Origin of the sequence: Candidatus Nitrosomarinus catalina (assembly GCF_002156965.1) — an archaeon.
GTDB lineage: Archaea > Thermoproteota > Nitrososphaeria > Nitrososphaerales > Nitrosopumilaceae > Nitrosopumilus > Nitrosopumilus catalinensis.
Genome location: NZ_CP021324.1, coordinates 242,964 through 257,511, shown reverse-complemented (window position 1 = coordinate 257,511; position 14,548 = coordinate 242,964). Strand labels below are relative to the sequence as shown.

Genomic DNA, 14,548 nt, shown 5'->3' with positions numbered 1-14,548 from the left:
TTTACATGACTACAAGCCCTACAATTTTGGATTCAGATTTCAAGTATATAGATAAAAAAGGAAATTTACTTAAAACAAGAACAGAATTAACAGTAGCACAAATGCTCACATTTTTAGAAAATGAATACCAATACAATTATGAAATTAGTTTAAAAAATGGAACTAAAGTCAAAGTTGATTTTAAAACAGAAAAAGGATTAATCGAAGTGATTGATAATGATGAAGATATTGAAAAATATAGACAAATCAAAGAAGACCTTCCTGAAGAAAAAATAATGGCAATAGGTCATGCAAAATATGTTGCACAAATTAAAGAATTACAAGATATAGTATTTTATGATAAAACACCACAAACTGGTTCAATATTTTTAGAAGATGCATCGTTTTCATTTGATTATGCACACATACTTCCACTAGTTGAAAAATGCTCCATACTACATGGACATACATCTTCAGTGATGGTAGAGTTAGTAGGTCAAATGAAAAATAATTTGTTAGTTGATTTTGGAATAGCAAAAAAAATCATAAAGGAAGTTGTTAATGAATTTGATCATAAATTTTTCATTAATAAAAAATATCTTAAAAAAGAAGATGAAACACATTATGAAATTAGTTTTGAAGGACCAAAAGGAATGTTTGATTTACAAGTTCCAAAACATACAACATATCTACTTGAAGGAGAAGCTACAGTTGAAAATCTCTCAAGTGAAATAATTAAACTATTAGCTCCAAAAATGCCTGAAAATGTAGAGGCAGTAGGAGTTTACATTTATGAAGGATACAACAAAGGATCCCACATAATTTCTAATATTCAAAGATAGAAAATGGAACCTAAAATTTCAGAAAAAGCATGGAATCCAGAATTAGAAAAAAATATTCTAAAAAAATGGGAAGAAGAAAAAATTTATGAATTCAAACCTAATGAAGATAATTTTACAATAGATACACCACCACCATATCCATCAGGTAGACCATGGCATATTGGTGCAGCCGCACATTATTCACAAATAGATATGATTGCACGTACAGCAAGAATGGCTGGAAAAAATGTGTATTTTCCAATAGGTATTGATAGAAACGGGTTACCAGTTGAACTCTATACTGAAAAGAAGCACAAGATAAGAATGAGAGAAACAGAAAGAGGGGAATTTCTGAATTTGTGTAAAGATGCTTTAGACGATTTAGAGGCAGAAATGATTCTAATTATGAAGAATTTGGGAATAAGCGGAGATTTTACTAATTACTACAGAACCGATTCAGAAGAATACAGATCATTAACACAATCAACTTTCATTGACTTGTGGAAAAAAGGGGAAGTTTACCTTGCAAATAGGCCTAACAATTACGATTGGGTTTCTGGAACTACAATTGCCGATGCTGAAATAATTTATGACGATTTACAAACAAAGCTTGTTTATATGAAATTCAAAATTAAAGATACAGATAAAGAAATTATTATCGCAAGTACAAGACCAGAATTACTTTGTGCATGTAAAACAATTATTGTTAATCCAGAGGATGAAAGATATTCTGGATTCATTGGCAAAAAAATTATTGTGCCAATTACCAATGCAGAAGTAGAATTAACAACACATCATTCAGCAAAGCAAGAATTTGGTTCAGGTGCAGTAATGGTTTGTAGTTATGGTGATCAAAATGATGTTGCATTATTTAGAGAATTACAATTAGATGAAATAGTTGCTATTGGACTAAATGGAAGAATGACTGATGTTGCGGGTGAGTATGCAGGATTAAAACCAAAACAAGCAAGAACAAAAATCATAGAAGATTTAGAAAAAGGAGGATTTGTTGAAAAAATTGAAGAAATTACTCATAGAACTCCAATTTCAGAAAGAAGTAAAACTCCAATTGAAATAATTCCTATGGAAGAATATTATCTTAAACAAAAAGATAAAATTGAAAAAATGAAAGAAGTGGGAAAGGAAATTACTTTCCATCCTACAATGCACAAACAAATTTTGATGAATTGGTTAGAATCAATCAATATTGATTGGCCAATCTCAAGAAGAAGATTTTATGGGACAGAAATTCCAATCTGGTACTGTAAAGAATGCTCCGAACCACATGTACCAGAACCTGGAAAATACTATAGACCATGGAATGAAAAATGTCCAATTACAAACTGTACAAAATGTAATTCTAGCGAATTTATTGGTGAAGAAAGGACATTTGATACATGGATGGATTCTAGTGTATCACCATTATTCATTAGTAAATTTGGTCGAGATGATGAATTTTTCAAGAAAGTTTATCCTGCTACAATTAGACCCCAAGCAAAAGACATTGTGAGAACTTGGTTGTATTACACACTATTGAGATGTGAAGAATTAACAGGAGAAAAACCATGGTCTGAAGCTTGGGTAATGGGGTATGGATTAGATGAAAAAGGAATGAAAATGAGTAAAAGCAAAGGCAATGCAATAGATCCATTACCAGTTATTGAAAAACAAGGTGCAGATACTTTCAGATTTTGGAGTGCCAGTGAGATTAATCACGGATATGATTTTAGATGTAATGAACAAAAAATTGATTCAACCAAGAAATTTTTAAGCAAATTATGGAATGTGTCCAGATTTTTATCAAGTTTTCCAGTTATCAATTCAGGAGTGCCAACGGATTCAGATAAATGGATTTTATCAGAATTGGACAAACTAGTAAAAGAATGTAAAAAAGGATATGAAGAATATAATTTCTTTATTCCAGCAGTTGCAATTAGGGAATTTACATGGAATGTATTTGCTGCACATTATATTGAAATGGTAAAAGCAAGAGCATATGGAATTGATTTTTCAGATGAGGAAAGAGATGGTGCGATATTTACACTTCACAAAACATTATCAACAATTCTAAAATTATTAGCACCAATTACACCATTCATTACAGAACATCTTTGGAAAACATTGTATTCAAATGAGAGTATTCATCAACAAAAACAAGTTGATTTTGAAAATATTGAAGAACAGACAGAAATAACTAAAGCAATATCAGAATTTAATTCCAAAGTTTGGAATGAAAAGAAATCTCAAAATTTGTCACTAAAAGATTCAATCAAAATAGACATTCCAGAAATATTACAGCCATTCAAAAAAGATTTGAAATCAATGCATAATTTATTAGATTAAAAGGAAAAATCTGGATAAAATTAGCACTAGAAGAATAAAATATTAGTTTTAAATATACCAAAAAAGTTTTTTGGGTATTGGCAAAAGAATACGAAAGTTTCTTAGATGAATTAAAAATTCAATGTCCTGAATTACCTCAGGGTGATGTAAAAAATATTACAGAGGATTCAGGATTATCCACATTAGATGAATTCACAAAAGCAAACTTCGTTAATTTTGAGGCAAAAAGAGAAGATCTCTATAGATTAAGTATGGATATTGAAGCATACGCAGTAAAAAATTATGATCCATTATTAGCTACATTTGAAACTGAAGCTCTTTACAAATATGTTCAAAAAAGATATACAGAAATTTTGAAAAAAATTCCCCATGCTTGGGTAATTGGAGGATTTGATGATCCATTTTTAATTCCGCCTGATTCAGTTCCACCAACTGCAGAAATTCTTAGTTGTTTAGATACCAATATTGAAAAAATGTGGATTGTTGTTACTAAAGGACCAAATGGACCATTTGGTTTAGTTGCAGAAGATCTAGGAGGAGATAAATTCAGAGGGTTCTTCAGCATGGATCCAAAAATTATCGAGAAAGTAATTCAGATCATCAACAATACAATGCGTATTGAAATAAATTTTTCAAAAGATTAATTTTGAATTAAATTTGTTAAATAAAAAATTATTTTAAGATTAAAAAAACTAAATTTTAGTTATGTCTAGGTGTTGCGGTTCCGGTTACTTTGGTAATTTGAGGATCTGCGCAAACTTTTTCGATGTGTCTGATTCCCATTAAACCTGAAAAGATTACACCGTCACCCCATTTGTTAGTGGTTACCTCAATTGGGAATTTATCTCTGGCTTCTTCTTGTTTTTGTTTAAGATCCACTCCTTGTTCATATTGTACATCAAGGTGAACATGTGGAATATCAGGACCAACAAATTTCTTCAAATTGATTTCAAATAGCATTATTCTAATTAAGAGTTCAGGGTCTATTTTTGGGTGAACGTTCTTAATCTGGTTAAAGAACTGGTCAAAATATGGTGCTATTGAACCACTTGTAGTTTGTTCTGTCATGAATGTTGTTGAATTTTATTATATTTAATTGGTAAGAAACTAGTAATCTAGTGCCAAAATTAGGTCAAATAGAGGTAATTTTACCACGTGGTTTAAATTAATTTTTTAGAGTATTTGTAAGATTTACAAAATATTTGTGTAATGAAATATCACTTGTCAATTCAGGATGGAATGCAACACCAATAATATTATTTTTTTTAACTGCAACAATTTTTTCATTAAATTTTGATAAAACTTCAATATCATTTCCCACATCTGAAATTGAGGGTGCTCTAATGAAAACTCCATTAAATGAAGGAATTCCAATAGAGTTTAGAGAAATATCAGACTCAAAGGATTCTCTTTGACGTCCAAAAGAATTTCTTTCTAGTTTAATGTCTAAGATATCTAGTAAAGGTTGATCAATTTTTCCTACCACTTTATCTTGGGCAGTTTTAGACAACATAATCATTCCAGCACATATTCCTAAAACAGGCATTCCTTGTTCAATTTTTTCTTTTAGAATTTTCAAAGCACCATTGGCAACAGATAGTCTACCCATAGTAGTACTTTCACCACCTGGAATAATTAGGCCATCAACATTTGAAATTTCATCAGGGGTTCTAACACTAGTAACAGTTCCATCAATATCTAATGCATCAATAGCAGCTTTTACAGCAAGAACATTTTCAAGAACATCTCCTTGAATTGATAAAACACCTAGAGTTAGACTCATGCTGAACCTCCACGATCTTGCATACGTAAATCTAATGTTTTTACATCCAAGCCAGGTATAGATTGTCTTTCATCAATCATTTTTTGTGCTTCTTTTACTTTATCAGATTCATTCCAAAAAGTAGTTGCCAAAACAATTGCGTTTGCTCTTTCTTGTGCATCATCTGCACTAAAAATTCCAGACCCAACAAAAATACCATCACAACCTAATGACATCAAATATGCTGCATCTGCAGGTGTTGCAATTCCCCCAGCTGCAAAATTGACAACAGGTAATCGTCCAAGTTTAGCAGTTTGTTCAACAATATCATAAGAAACTTTGAACTCTCTTGCCATCCGAACTAAATCTTGATTATCACCAGAATCATAAATTGATTTTATTGTTCTTAATTCATCATTAACTTTTTTGATATGTGTGATAGCTTCTGCAACATTTCCAGTACCAGGTTCGCCTTTAGTTCTAATCATTGATGCACCTTCTTCAATTCTTCTTAAAGCTTCAGCCAAAGATCGTGCACCGTTAACAACGGGTGTTGTAAGATCCCATTTCCAAATATGTCGTAATTCATCTGCAGGTGTTAAAACTTCAGATTCATCTATCATATCTACATCAGTTTCTTGTAAAACTAATGCTTCGTTAACATGTCCAATTCTACATTTTGCCATTACAGGAATAGTAACTGAATCCATAATTTCTTCAATAATTTTAATACTGGCGGTTCTTGCAACTCCACCAGCTTTTCTAACTTCTGATGGAAGTTTATCTAAAACCATTACTGAAACAGCACCAGCTTCTTGAGCAATTAATGCTTGTTCCACATTTGTAACATCCATAACAACACCATTTTTTTGCATATGTGCAAAACCTCTCTTTAGTGTACTTGAGCCACGAATTGTATCAACAGAATCTAATTTTTCAGAAATTATTCCTTTGGCATTAGTTCGTTCACCAGATAGAGGTAACATACCCTAATTTTTGCTAGAGACTATTTGTACCTATTCACTAAATTCAGACATTATTTTATCTAATTCAGTTTCAACCATAGAAATTATGGGTGGAACAAAGTCTGGTGTTGCAGATGATTCTGGCCAGTGAATTTGATTAACACGTCCATTAAGAGTTACTTTAACTGAAGATTTTTGAAAGTCAGTAACATTTTGAAAAACTTCAAAAGAATTAGGATCAATTGAAATGAAACCAGTTTCTTTAATCAAAGCCTTAATTTTGTTTAATGTTTTTTCATCAATTTTTGATTTAATTGTAGGTTGAGGGTATCCCTGTTCAGTAATAGTGTATTTAGTTTCCCCATCATTTTTAATTATTAGAATTTCTGTTTTTTCAGCACCAGTTCTTTCAGCAATTCCATTAGTTATTTTTTTTAATTGATGTTTTGTATATTCAATTTCAACTTTATCAAAAGAATTTGTAGCTGAAACAGGAATTTCATTTTTTGTTACTAACGGAACAGCAAGTAAGATTGCAACAATCACAGGAATTGCCCCTAATACAAAATAAACTGGTTTAACCATTGCTTCCTACAACACAGACATGATTATTGCAAATAAATCTTGGTTAAAAATAAGTTAAAATTCAAGCAAATAGTTCCGATTCTTGTGGGTTCGTAGCCTAGCCTGGTAGGGCGATGGTCTCCAAAACCATCGATCGTCGGTTCAAATCCGATCGGGCCCATTTTTTATTTTTTATTTCTTAAAACATTCAATGCAGAACCGTGTTTGAACCACTGAATTTGAGATTCATTATAGGAGTGATTTAATGCAATTTCTTCCTTATTTCCATCACTGTGAGTTATTACACAAGTTACTTGTTTTTGAGGTTCTAAACTATCTAAATTAATTAGACTAATTTTATCATCTTCAAGAATTTTTTCATAGTCGTTTGGATCATTGAAAGTTAATGCCAAAACACCTTGTTTTTTCAAATTAGTCTCATGGATTCTTGCTAAACTTTTTGTAATTACTGCAACACATCCCAAATAACGAGGAGTCATTGCAGCATGTTCTCTACTACTACCTTCACCATAATTGTTGTCTCCAATAATTATCCAATTGAGACCTTGTTGTTTGTATTGTCTAGCAATTTTAGAAAAAGGCTCCATCTCATTATTTAAAATATTTTTACCACTTCCAACTTGATCATTAAAAGCATTAACAGCTCCCAACAACATATTATCACTTAGATTATCAAGATGTCCTCTAAGAGACAACCATGCACCTGCAGGAGAAATATGGTCAGTGGTACATTTTCCTTTTGCTTTAACCATAATTGGAAGTTCAACAAAATCATCACCATTCCATTTTTCAAAAGGTGCTAAACGTTGAAGACGTTTACTATTTGGATCAATTACGACATCAACATTAGTAGAATTAGAAGGAGGAGCGACAAAAATCCCATCAGGTATCTTAAATCCTTCTTCAGGTACTTCAGGTGCAATTGTTGGTGGTTCTAATTTGAATTTTGTTCCATCTGCTGCAATAAGATCATCCTTCAATGGATTGAAAGATAATTTTCCACCCAATGCTAATGCAATAATCATTTCAGGACTACCGATGAAATTAAGAGTAGATCTTTGTCCATCATTTCGTCCAGGAAAATTTCTGTTAAATGTAGTTACAATAGAATTTTTTTCATTTTTTTCTAGTTCAGGTCTGTTCCATTGTCCAATACATGGCCCACATGCATTTGCCAAAACAGTTGCACCAATTTCTTTTAGAGAATCCATTTGACCATCTCTCTCAATTGTGCCTCTAATTTGTTCAGAGCCAGGAGTTACAAGTAGTGGGATTTTTGATTTAATTCCTTTAGATTTGGCTTGTTCAGCTAAACTAGCTGCTCTAGACATATCTTCATACGAAGAATTAGTACAGCTTCCAATAAGTGCTACAGAAATTGGATCTACATAATCATTAGAAGTTACATCGTCAGCAAGTTCAGAAATAGATCTTGCCAAGTCAGGGGTATGTGGCCCAACAATATGAGGTTCTAAAGTAGACAAATCAATTTCAATTATTTTATCAAAATATTTTTCAGGTTCGGATTCTATTTCAGGATCAGCAACTAACAGTTCTTTATTTTTATTAGCTAGTTCTGCAATTTCTTTTCTATTAGTATACTTTAGATAAGTTTCCATTCTTTCATCATAAGGAAATATAGAACAAGTTGCACCAATTTCTGCACCCATGTTTGTTATTGTAGCTTTTCCAGTACAACTGATTGATGAAGTACCAGAACCAAAATACTCTACAATTGCATTTGTTCCTCCTGAAACAGTTAATTCTTCTGCAACTTTTAAAATAATATCTTTAGGTGCTGTCCAACCAGTTAATTTACCAGTTAATTTTACACCAACTCTTTTTGGATAAAGTAATTCCCAAGGCATTCCAGCCATAGTTTCTGCAGCATCTAAGCCTCCAACACCAATAGCAATCATTCCAAGACCACCTGCATTTGGTGTATGCGAATCAGTTCCAATCATTAATCCACCAGGAAATGCATAATTTTCTAAAACTACTTGATGTATAATTCCAGCACCTGGTTTCCAAAATCCACAACCATATTTTGCACATGCAGATTGTAAAAATTTGAAAACTTCACTATTTTCATCTAATGAAACTTTCATATCAACATCACCCTGAACTTCAGCACGAATTAGGTGATCACAGTGGACAGTAGTTGGTAAAGCTGTTTCATTTAATTCGGCTTGCATAAATTGAAGCATAACCATTTGGCCAGTAACATCTTGTAGTGCCACTCGATCTGGTTTTAGAAAAACATAATCTTTTCCTCCAGAAGGATTTTTTTCAGAAATTTCATTAAAATGTCCAGCTAGAATTTTTTCTGTAAGTGTTAATGGCCTATCTACAACATCACGAAATTTTACAATATTTTCTTTTAATTTTTGATATACATTAGAAACAAGTTCTGGAGTGGTATCAATTTGCATAATATACAGAAAATTCTCCCCGAATTTAATATTTACAATTTAAAAATTAAAAAAAATATCAAAATAGGCATATTAATTCTCAACAATTATAAGCCAAAACCAGCTTAACAATACGTTGTCAATAAATTCAAAATTTTCTAAGGAGATGCCATAATTGGTCAATAAAGGATTTCCAAAGTTCGGCATGTCACAAGCAGGTTCATTTGTTGCAGCATTAAAAAATTATAATTTACCAGATTTTATTTTAGTATTAATTGCAAAAGAATGCAAATCAGAATTACTTGAGAGAGGTAGAATTGATGACAGACTACAAAGTATGAATGATGATGCATTACATCTGTTACACAAAATTTTTGTAGATTGTGAAGAAGATGACGCAGGAAAATTTGCACAATACAGATTTTTTGCATATGTATCAAGCATGTATCATAAATGCGAAGTACTTGTCAATGAAACAATTCCAGGTAAATCAGGAAAAAATCACAAAATTCTTGTTGCTGTAAAAAATAATGGAATGTATATTTCAGTAGCTCAAAATAAAGCCACAGGAAACCCTGTAAATAAAAAAGAGACAAATAGATTTTATGAAATGGTAGACGACATTAAAAAAGGAGACCATGGAACAATGCTAACTGATGCAGTTTATGGATCATCAGTAGGTTTTAGATCAGATGCATTGTTAGAACTAAAAGAATTAAGTAAATCAAGAGACAACGATCCTGAGAATAAATTAGATTTTAAAACTGCAAATTTTGAAAATAATATTTATTCAGTTACAAAATGTTAGAATTTAAAAAAATTAATTTTTGAATTTACTAATATCCATTGTCAAAAACATAGGTTTTTCTTCTGTACTTTCAAAATCTTCCCCGTACTGTTGGAATTCCAATTGTTCATAGAAATGCTTTGTCCAAACATCATGAACTTCATGAATATATTTTTTATTTCCTTTAATTCTTAACATTTCATGAATTATTTCATGTGAAACTGTAGTGCAATTTTTTTCAGCTAAAAATAAAACATCATCAGATTGATTTGGTTTTTGCCAAAAAATCATTCCAAAATTTTCAGCATGATAACCTTCACAAGTGCAGTCAGTCCACAGAGGTTTAAAATGAGTCAAGTAAAAATGGTATATGTCTTTTCCACGTTGTTCATGATCACGAACAAGTGTATGTGTATCTAGTTTTTGAAAAATACTTCTAGGTTTTGTAATTAATTCATCACATTGAATTTCATAGTTGATTCCAAAATTATCACCAATCCATTTTTTATAAAATTGTGCCATTTTTTTGATATATTCAAATTCAGATTTACGTTTCTGAATATCCTCTTCTTTTATTACAAAAATAAAATGTAGAAGCATGATTAGAAAAAAGGGTGTTTATGTTTGGCCTTCGATACCCATCAGGGTAAGTGTAGAACGAATCTTTTCAATTTTTCTGATTTTCCAGGTAATTGTTTCTCTCAGTTTTTCAACAGTGTCTGATTCAATCTTGGCCAAAATATCGTATGCACCAAAAGTTCCATGAACTTCTTTTACACCTTCTAAGCCCTTTAGTTGCCCAATAATAGCTTCTTCAGAACCTAGTTCACAGTTTATTAAAACATAAGCTGTTGCCATATTTCAATTAGATAATTCTACTATATCAATAAATCTATTACACTAGCCTTGCGAAATTTTAATAATCTCATCCCAAATGAGTTTTGGAACAGGCATTACAGATAATCTAGAGATTCTGACTAATTCCCAATCTTTGAATTTTTTATTATTTTTTATTTCAGTTAATGTTACTGGTCGTTTCAATGTTTTTTTATATTTTACATCAACCACAATAAAACGTTCAACATCCTCTTTTGGATTAGAATAGGGTTTTGAAGTAACTTGCATTATTCCAACTGCTTGTCTTTCAACACCAGTATGATAAAATAAAATTAAATCACCAGATTTCATTTCTCTCATATGCTTTAATGCTAAATTATTATGAACTCCATCCCAAACAGTAGTTTTATCTTTTTTCAATTGTTCAAAATTATATCCCCTAGGTCCACTTGGTTCCTGTTTTGCTAACCAATAATTCACCATCATTGTATTTTGCAAATTACTAACGTTTAATGGTTTTTGAGAAATTTAGTGTTCCCCGGTTCTGACTCGCAAAATTTCATTGGACATAGCCATACGCCTCATCACGTTCTGAAACCGGGGTTGCCCATAATGTAGCACACCTGGGTGAATTAGAAATCATTGGTATCGTTACGATCAGCGTCATCCCAATCCGTCTGTGTGCCTGCTCTTGGGCGATTAGTCATTAGATGAACCTACTAAAAACTATTAGAAATTTATTAAAAAGAAATCATGTTTTTATGAAGGATTTTTGGAAATAAGAAATCAAAGAAAATTTTTACTGGGGTTAATAATTTTGATTTTAGGTTCATTTGTAATAGTTTTTGATTATCCTCAAATTCAATATTTTAATAATTTAGAAAATGAAAATTACGTGACACTAGAAACAGAACAAAAAGAAATTTTTCAAAAAATCCTAGTTGAATTTATAATTGGAATTATTCTTTTTGTATTTGGCATATCACTAATCATTATTTCAACACTAAAGAGATTTGAGAATGGATTCAGATAATGAAATTTCAAATCCAACAACAGGTACACGAATTTTATAATTTTCAATTATAGCAGAATCAATTTCCCCAATAATTCCAACTACATTTCCATTAAAAATTATATTTGCACAGTGGCCATCTTTAAAACTAGGATTAGTGACAGTTTTAGTTTGGATTTCTATTCTGAAACCAATTTTTAGTAAAGTTTGCAATATAGATTTTATTTCAGTGAAATTTGCATCTTTGTGAGCACTAATTACAGCAAGATTAATTTTTTCAGAGATGGGTTTTTCAAGATTAAAAATATTTCCAGTTTCAAACATTTTTTGAGGATAGGATTCATGAATATTTCTTGAAAGATTTTCAATTAATCCAGGAAGTATTGAATCACGTAGAATAGTATGTTCTTGGCTCTTTGAATCAAGGACAGAAATTATATTTTTAGAATCCCTATTTGTCATTTCATATAATACACGTTTACTACTCAAACTAGAATTTAATGCCTCAAGAAATCCTAGCCCAATCATAGTTTGATTAAGAGATTTCAGATGAAGTGATACAGGGTTAGTTTGTCCAATAGTTTGAGAAGGTGACACAGTAGGCTCAAAATTTTGAATTCCATAACCTAAAGCAACCTCTTCAACTAAATCCATTGGACCAAATATATCAAATCTATATGCAGGAATAGTACAAACAATTTTTTTTCCTTGTGAAATTGCATTCAATCTGGATTTTTTTAATGAGGAAATAATTTTTGGAGTTGAAAGTTCTAAACCAAGGGTCTGATTAATTAAAGAGGAATCAACAGATAATTTCTTTTCTTCAAGTTTAGGTGAAGAATTTTTTGCACCAGAAATTTGTATATTTTCTAAGATAAATCCTGCACTTTGTAAAATGGTTGCAACAACTGAAAGCATATCTTCAGCATCAGCTTTATTGATTCCAGTAACCTCCACAAACAGATTCTTTGTCTTAGTGGTTACAGTAGTAATTCCAGCATTAATTATAGGAGGAAAAGATACGGTATTGTCATTAGAATCAATAATTATTGGGACTTTTGATGATTGTCCTAGTAAATGACCATAATCTTTACCTGTTTCAGTGTTAGAAAGTATTTTAGATATTGTTAGTTCTTTTTCAGAGTTTAACGGAATGAATTTATGATTTTTATCTACTGCAGTGTATGTCAAAGGAAAAGAAATCTTATCTAAATCATGTATTCCGATAGAAGATTTTTTTCTTTTTCTTCCAATTCCAAAATGAAGATCCTCTTGCATAGTCATTAATTGTTTAATTGTTTTATCATCAATTTTGCCATTTTTAGCAATAATTCCAGTCACAAATGGACGAATTTTTGAAACAGTTGGTTTAACAGTTATTGCATAATTTTTTGATTTTTTGATAGTTAGTTTTACTGAACCGGTTTTGATTCCAAGTAAGCCTTGCAAACCAAGTGCAATTCCATAATCAGTAGAATAATCTGGGCGATTTGGACTGTATTCAATTCGAACTAAATCTCTATCCTCTGATTCAATGTCTAATCCCAAAAAAGGTAACGAATCAGAAATTTGTTTTTTTGAGACCTTACCAATTAGTTTTTGAAGGCGAGAATAAGATAATTCAATTACTGGCATTTTGTGTTACTCCTTAACCATCCTAAATTATTATTATAAAATTCTCTTACATCATCTAAATCATATTTCAACATAGCAATTCTTTCAATGCCACCACCCCAAGCTAAAACAGGTTTAGTAATTCCAAGGGGTTTTGTAACTTCTGGTCTAAAAATTCCCATTCCAAATAATTCTATCCATTTTCCTAATTTTTCATTGTAAACCATTGTTTGAAGAGATGGTTCAGTATATGGAAAGAATGTTGGCCAAAACTTGATTTTAGTTATGCCTATTCGCTTATAGAATTCTCTTTGAATTCCCATCAAATTTCTTAGATTAGCATCTTTTCCGACAACAATGCCTTCTATTTGATTAAATTCAACAAGATGTTTGTAACTAACTTTCTCATTTCTAAATACTCTGCCTAAAGAAAAAATCCTAGCTTCATCGGGTTTATTTTCAGCTAAATGTTTTATTGTTACGCAAGTAGTGTGAGTCCTTAAAACCATTTTTCGAGCTTCATTAACATCCCATTGGTACCTCCAATTTTTCTTATGAGAATCAGAAACTTTTCTAATTTGTTCTGGATTTGCAATTTGTTTTGCAGAGATTCCATCTAAAAAGAAAGTATCTTGTAATTCCCTTGCAGGATGATCTTGAGGAGTGAATAAAGCATCAAAATTCCAAAAACTAGATTGAGTCATATTTCCAAGAATTTCAGAAAAGCCCAAAGTAACAAAGATCTCACGAATTTCATCAATAGTATCTTTTAACGGATGTGTTCTTGCAACAAAAACTTCAGGGACTTCAGCTTCAACATCTATTGCTCCAGAAATATTTGAAACATCTAAAGATTTAGCAGACTGTGTTAAGCTAATTTTTTTATTTTTAATTACATCCTCAATAACAAAATCAGGTCGTTTCAAAAGTTCAGATAAATCAACTTTATCAATTTGTTCTTTTGGTAATTTGTTAGTCCCAATTAGTTGGAGAGACTTTTCACCAGATAATTCAGATGGCATTGTTTTAAGAATAATTTGATCAGAAGAAGTTTCAATCCAATTATTTTTTCTGCATAAACCAATTGCAGGGCCAAAAACAAATCCCAATTCTTTTTGAATTTCAGATAATTTTTTAGGACCACTTTTAATTAAATTTAATAATCTTCGTTCAGGTAATCCTTTTTCAAATGAGTCTAAACCATTTTTTCCTAAACTTATTACACTTGATTTTGATTCATTCACAATAGCTAAATCCTTTAATTTTAGCCATTCAATACCACGTCTTATTTGATCAGGTGAAAGTCGAGTTGAATTTTGAAGTATTTCAGGAGTCTGAATTGGATTTTCTTTTAATGAATTAATGATTTTTTTTTCAATATCATGAAATACTTGTGACAATAGTTCAAAGATCGAAAAAGACTTTTTAAACC

At 31.1% G+C, this 14,548-nt stretch carries 14 protein-coding genes and 1 tRNA gene; 5 read left to right on the top strand and 10 right to left on the bottom strand.

Features of this window, described 5'->3' with window-relative positions; all coding sequences use genetic code 11:
- The first annotated feature begins 5 nt into the window (after positions 1–5).
- The 3 genes from NMSP_RS01440 (at position 6) to NMSP_RS01430 (ending at position 3,787) form a co-directional block, all read left to right on the top strand.
- Entirely contained in the window at positions 6–821 is an 816-nt protein-coding gene (locus NMSP_RS01440) for a 6-pyruvoyl trahydropterin synthase family protein (RefSeq protein ID WP_086907127.1), read from the top strand.
- Positions 822–824: 3 nt separating this feature from the next.
- Positions 825–3,143: a valine--tRNA ligase gene (locus NMSP_RS01435; protein ID WP_086907126.1), complete on the top strand. Its 2,319-nt coding sequence runs from the start codon at positions 825–827 to the stop codon at positions 3,141–3,143.
- Between the two features lie 77 nt (positions 3,144–3,220).
- A complete protein-coding gene (locus NMSP_RS01430; RefSeq protein WP_086907125.1) occupies positions 3,221–3,787 on the top strand; it encodes a hypothetical protein in 567 nt (188 codons plus the stop codon).
- Positions 3,788–3,842: 55 nt separating this feature from the next.
- On the opposite strand, the gene NMSP_RS01425 is transcribed toward NMSP_RS01430, so the two are convergent.
- The 4 genes from NMSP_RS01425 to NMSP_RS01410 all read right to left on the bottom strand — a co-directional run bounded on the left by NMSP_RS01425 (position 3,843) and on the right by NMSP_RS01410 (position 6,455).
- Positions 3,843–4,211 carry a hypothetical protein gene (locus NMSP_RS01425; protein ID WP_086907124.1) on the bottom strand — a complete coding sequence of 123 codons (369 nt, stop codon included), beginning with the start codon at positions 4,209–4,211 and terminating at the stop codon, positions 3,843–3,845.
- A gap of 97 nt (positions 4,212–4,308) precedes the next feature.
- Positions 4,309–4,926 carry a pyridoxal 5'-phosphate synthase glutaminase subunit PdxT gene (pdxT, locus tag NMSP_RS01420; protein WP_086907123.1) on the bottom strand — a complete coding sequence of 206 codons (618 nt, stop codon included), beginning with the start codon at positions 4,924–4,926 and terminating at the stop codon, positions 4,309–4,311.
- Complete coding sequence (pdxS, locus tag NMSP_RS01415) at positions 4,923–5,891, bottom strand: pyridoxal 5'-phosphate synthase lyase subunit PdxS (protein ID WP_086907122.1); 969 nt, start codon at positions 5,889–5,891, stop codon at positions 4,923–4,925. Before pdxS ends, pdxT begins: the two co-directional genes overlap by 4 nt.
- Positions 5,892–5,921: 30 nt before the next feature.
- Complete coding sequence (locus NMSP_RS01410; RefSeq protein WP_086907121.1) at positions 5,922–6,455, bottom strand: hypothetical protein; 534 nt, start codon at positions 6,453–6,455, stop codon at positions 5,922–5,924.
- Positions 6,456–6,541: 86 nt separating this feature from the next.
- On the opposite strand from NMSP_RS01410, the gene NMSP_RS01405 reads away from it, so the two are divergent.
- Positions 6,542–6,615: transfer RNA gene (locus tag NMSP_RS01405), tRNA-Trp, on the top strand.
- 4 nt (positions 6,616–6,619) lie between these two features.
- Here the strand turns inward: NMSP_RS01405 and NMSP_RS01400 are convergent.
- A complete protein-coding gene (locus tag NMSP_RS01400) occupies positions 6,620–8,887 on the bottom strand; it encodes an aconitate hydratase (protein WP_086907120.1) in 2,268 nt (755 codons plus the stop codon).
- Between the two features lie 154 nt (positions 8,888–9,041).
- Here NMSP_RS01400 and NMSP_RS01395 point away from each other — a divergent pair, with 154 nt between their 5' ends.
- A complete protein-coding gene (locus tag NMSP_RS01395) occupies positions 9,042–9,674 on the top strand; it encodes a hypothetical protein (RefSeq protein WP_086907119.1) in 633 nt (210 codons plus the stop codon).
- Positions 9,675–9,686: 12 nt separating this feature from the next.
- Here the strand turns inward: NMSP_RS01395 and NMSP_RS01390 are convergent, their stop codons facing one another.
- The 5 genes from NMSP_RS01390 to pheS form a co-directional block, all read right to left on the bottom strand.
- Positions 9,687–10,253 (bottom strand): hypothetical protein, encoded by a 567-nt coding sequence (locus NMSP_RS01390; RefSeq protein ID WP_086907118.1) that lies wholly within the window; start codon positions 10,251–10,253, stop codon positions 9,687–9,689.
- Positions 10,254–10,271: 18 nt separating this feature from the next.
- Positions 10,272–10,511 carry an Lrp/AsnC ligand binding domain-containing protein gene (locus NMSP_RS01385; RefSeq protein WP_067958978.1) on the bottom strand — a complete coding sequence of 80 codons (240 nt, stop codon included), beginning with the start codon at positions 10,509–10,511 and terminating at the stop codon, positions 10,272–10,274.
- Positions 10,512–10,553: 42 nt separating this feature from the next.
- Positions 10,554–10,973: an EVE domain-containing protein gene (locus NMSP_RS01380; RefSeq protein ID WP_086908314.1), complete on the bottom strand. Its 420-nt coding sequence runs from the start codon at positions 10,971–10,973 to the stop codon at positions 10,554–10,556.
- Between the two features lie 520 nt (positions 10,974–11,493).
- Positions 11,494–13,137, bottom strand: coding sequence for a phenylalanine--tRNA ligase subunit beta (gene pheT / locus NMSP_RS01365; protein ID WP_086907116.1), 1,644 nt, complete (start codon positions 13,135–13,137; stop codon positions 11,494–11,496).
- Positions 13,128–14,516 (bottom strand): phenylalanine--tRNA ligase subunit alpha, encoded by a 1,389-nt coding sequence (gene pheS, locus NMSP_RS01360; RefSeq protein WP_086907115.1) that lies wholly within the window; start codon positions 14,514–14,516, stop codon positions 13,128–13,130. Before pheS ends, pheT begins: the two co-directional genes overlap by 10 nt.
- Positions 14,517–14,548 lie beyond the last annotated feature (32 nt).

Bases quoted from the DNA above. Each gene is read 5' to 3' on its own strand.
- pdxS (WP_086907122.1), bottom strand. From the start codon at position 5,891: ATGTTACCTCTATCTGGTGAACGAACTAATGCCAAAGGAATAATTTCT.
- pdxT (WP_086907123.1), bottom strand. From the start codon at position 4,926: ATGAGTCTAACTCTAGGTGTTTTATCAATTCAAGGAGATGTTCTTGAA.
- NMSP_RS01400 (WP_086907120.1), bottom strand. From the start codon at position 8,887: ATGCAAATTGATACCACTCCAGAACTTGTTTCTAATGTATATCAAAAA.
- NMSP_RS01410 (WP_086907121.1), bottom strand. From the start codon at position 6,455: ATGGTTAAACCAGTTTATTTTGTATTAGGGGCAATTCCTGTGATTGTT.
- NMSP_RS01390 (WP_086907118.1), bottom strand. From the start codon at position 10,253: ATGCTTCTACATTTTATTTTTGTAATAAAAGAAGAGGATATTCAGAAA.
- NMSP_RS01435 (WP_086907126.1), top strand. From the start codon at position 825: ATGGAACCTAAAATTTCAGAAAAAGCATGGAATCCAGAATTAGAAAAA.
- NMSP_RS01380 (WP_086908314.1), bottom strand. From the start codon at position 10,973: ATGGTGAATTATTGGTTAGCAAAACAGGAACCAAGTGGACCTAGGGGA.
- NMSP_RS01440 (WP_086907127.1), top strand. From the start codon at position 6: ATGACTACAAGCCCTACAATTTTGGATTCAGATTTCAAGTATATAGAT.
- pheT (WP_086907116.1), bottom strand. From the start codon at position 13,137: ATGCCAGTAATTGAATTATCTTATTCTCGCCTTCAAAAACTAATTGGT.
- NMSP_RS01425 (WP_086907124.1), bottom strand. From the start codon at position 4,211: ATGACAGAACAAACTACAAGTGGTTCAATAGCACCATATTTTGACCAG.
- NMSP_RS01385 (WP_067958978.1), bottom strand. From the start codon at position 10,511: ATGGCAACAGCTTATGTTTTAATAAACTGTGAACTAGGTTCTGAAGAA.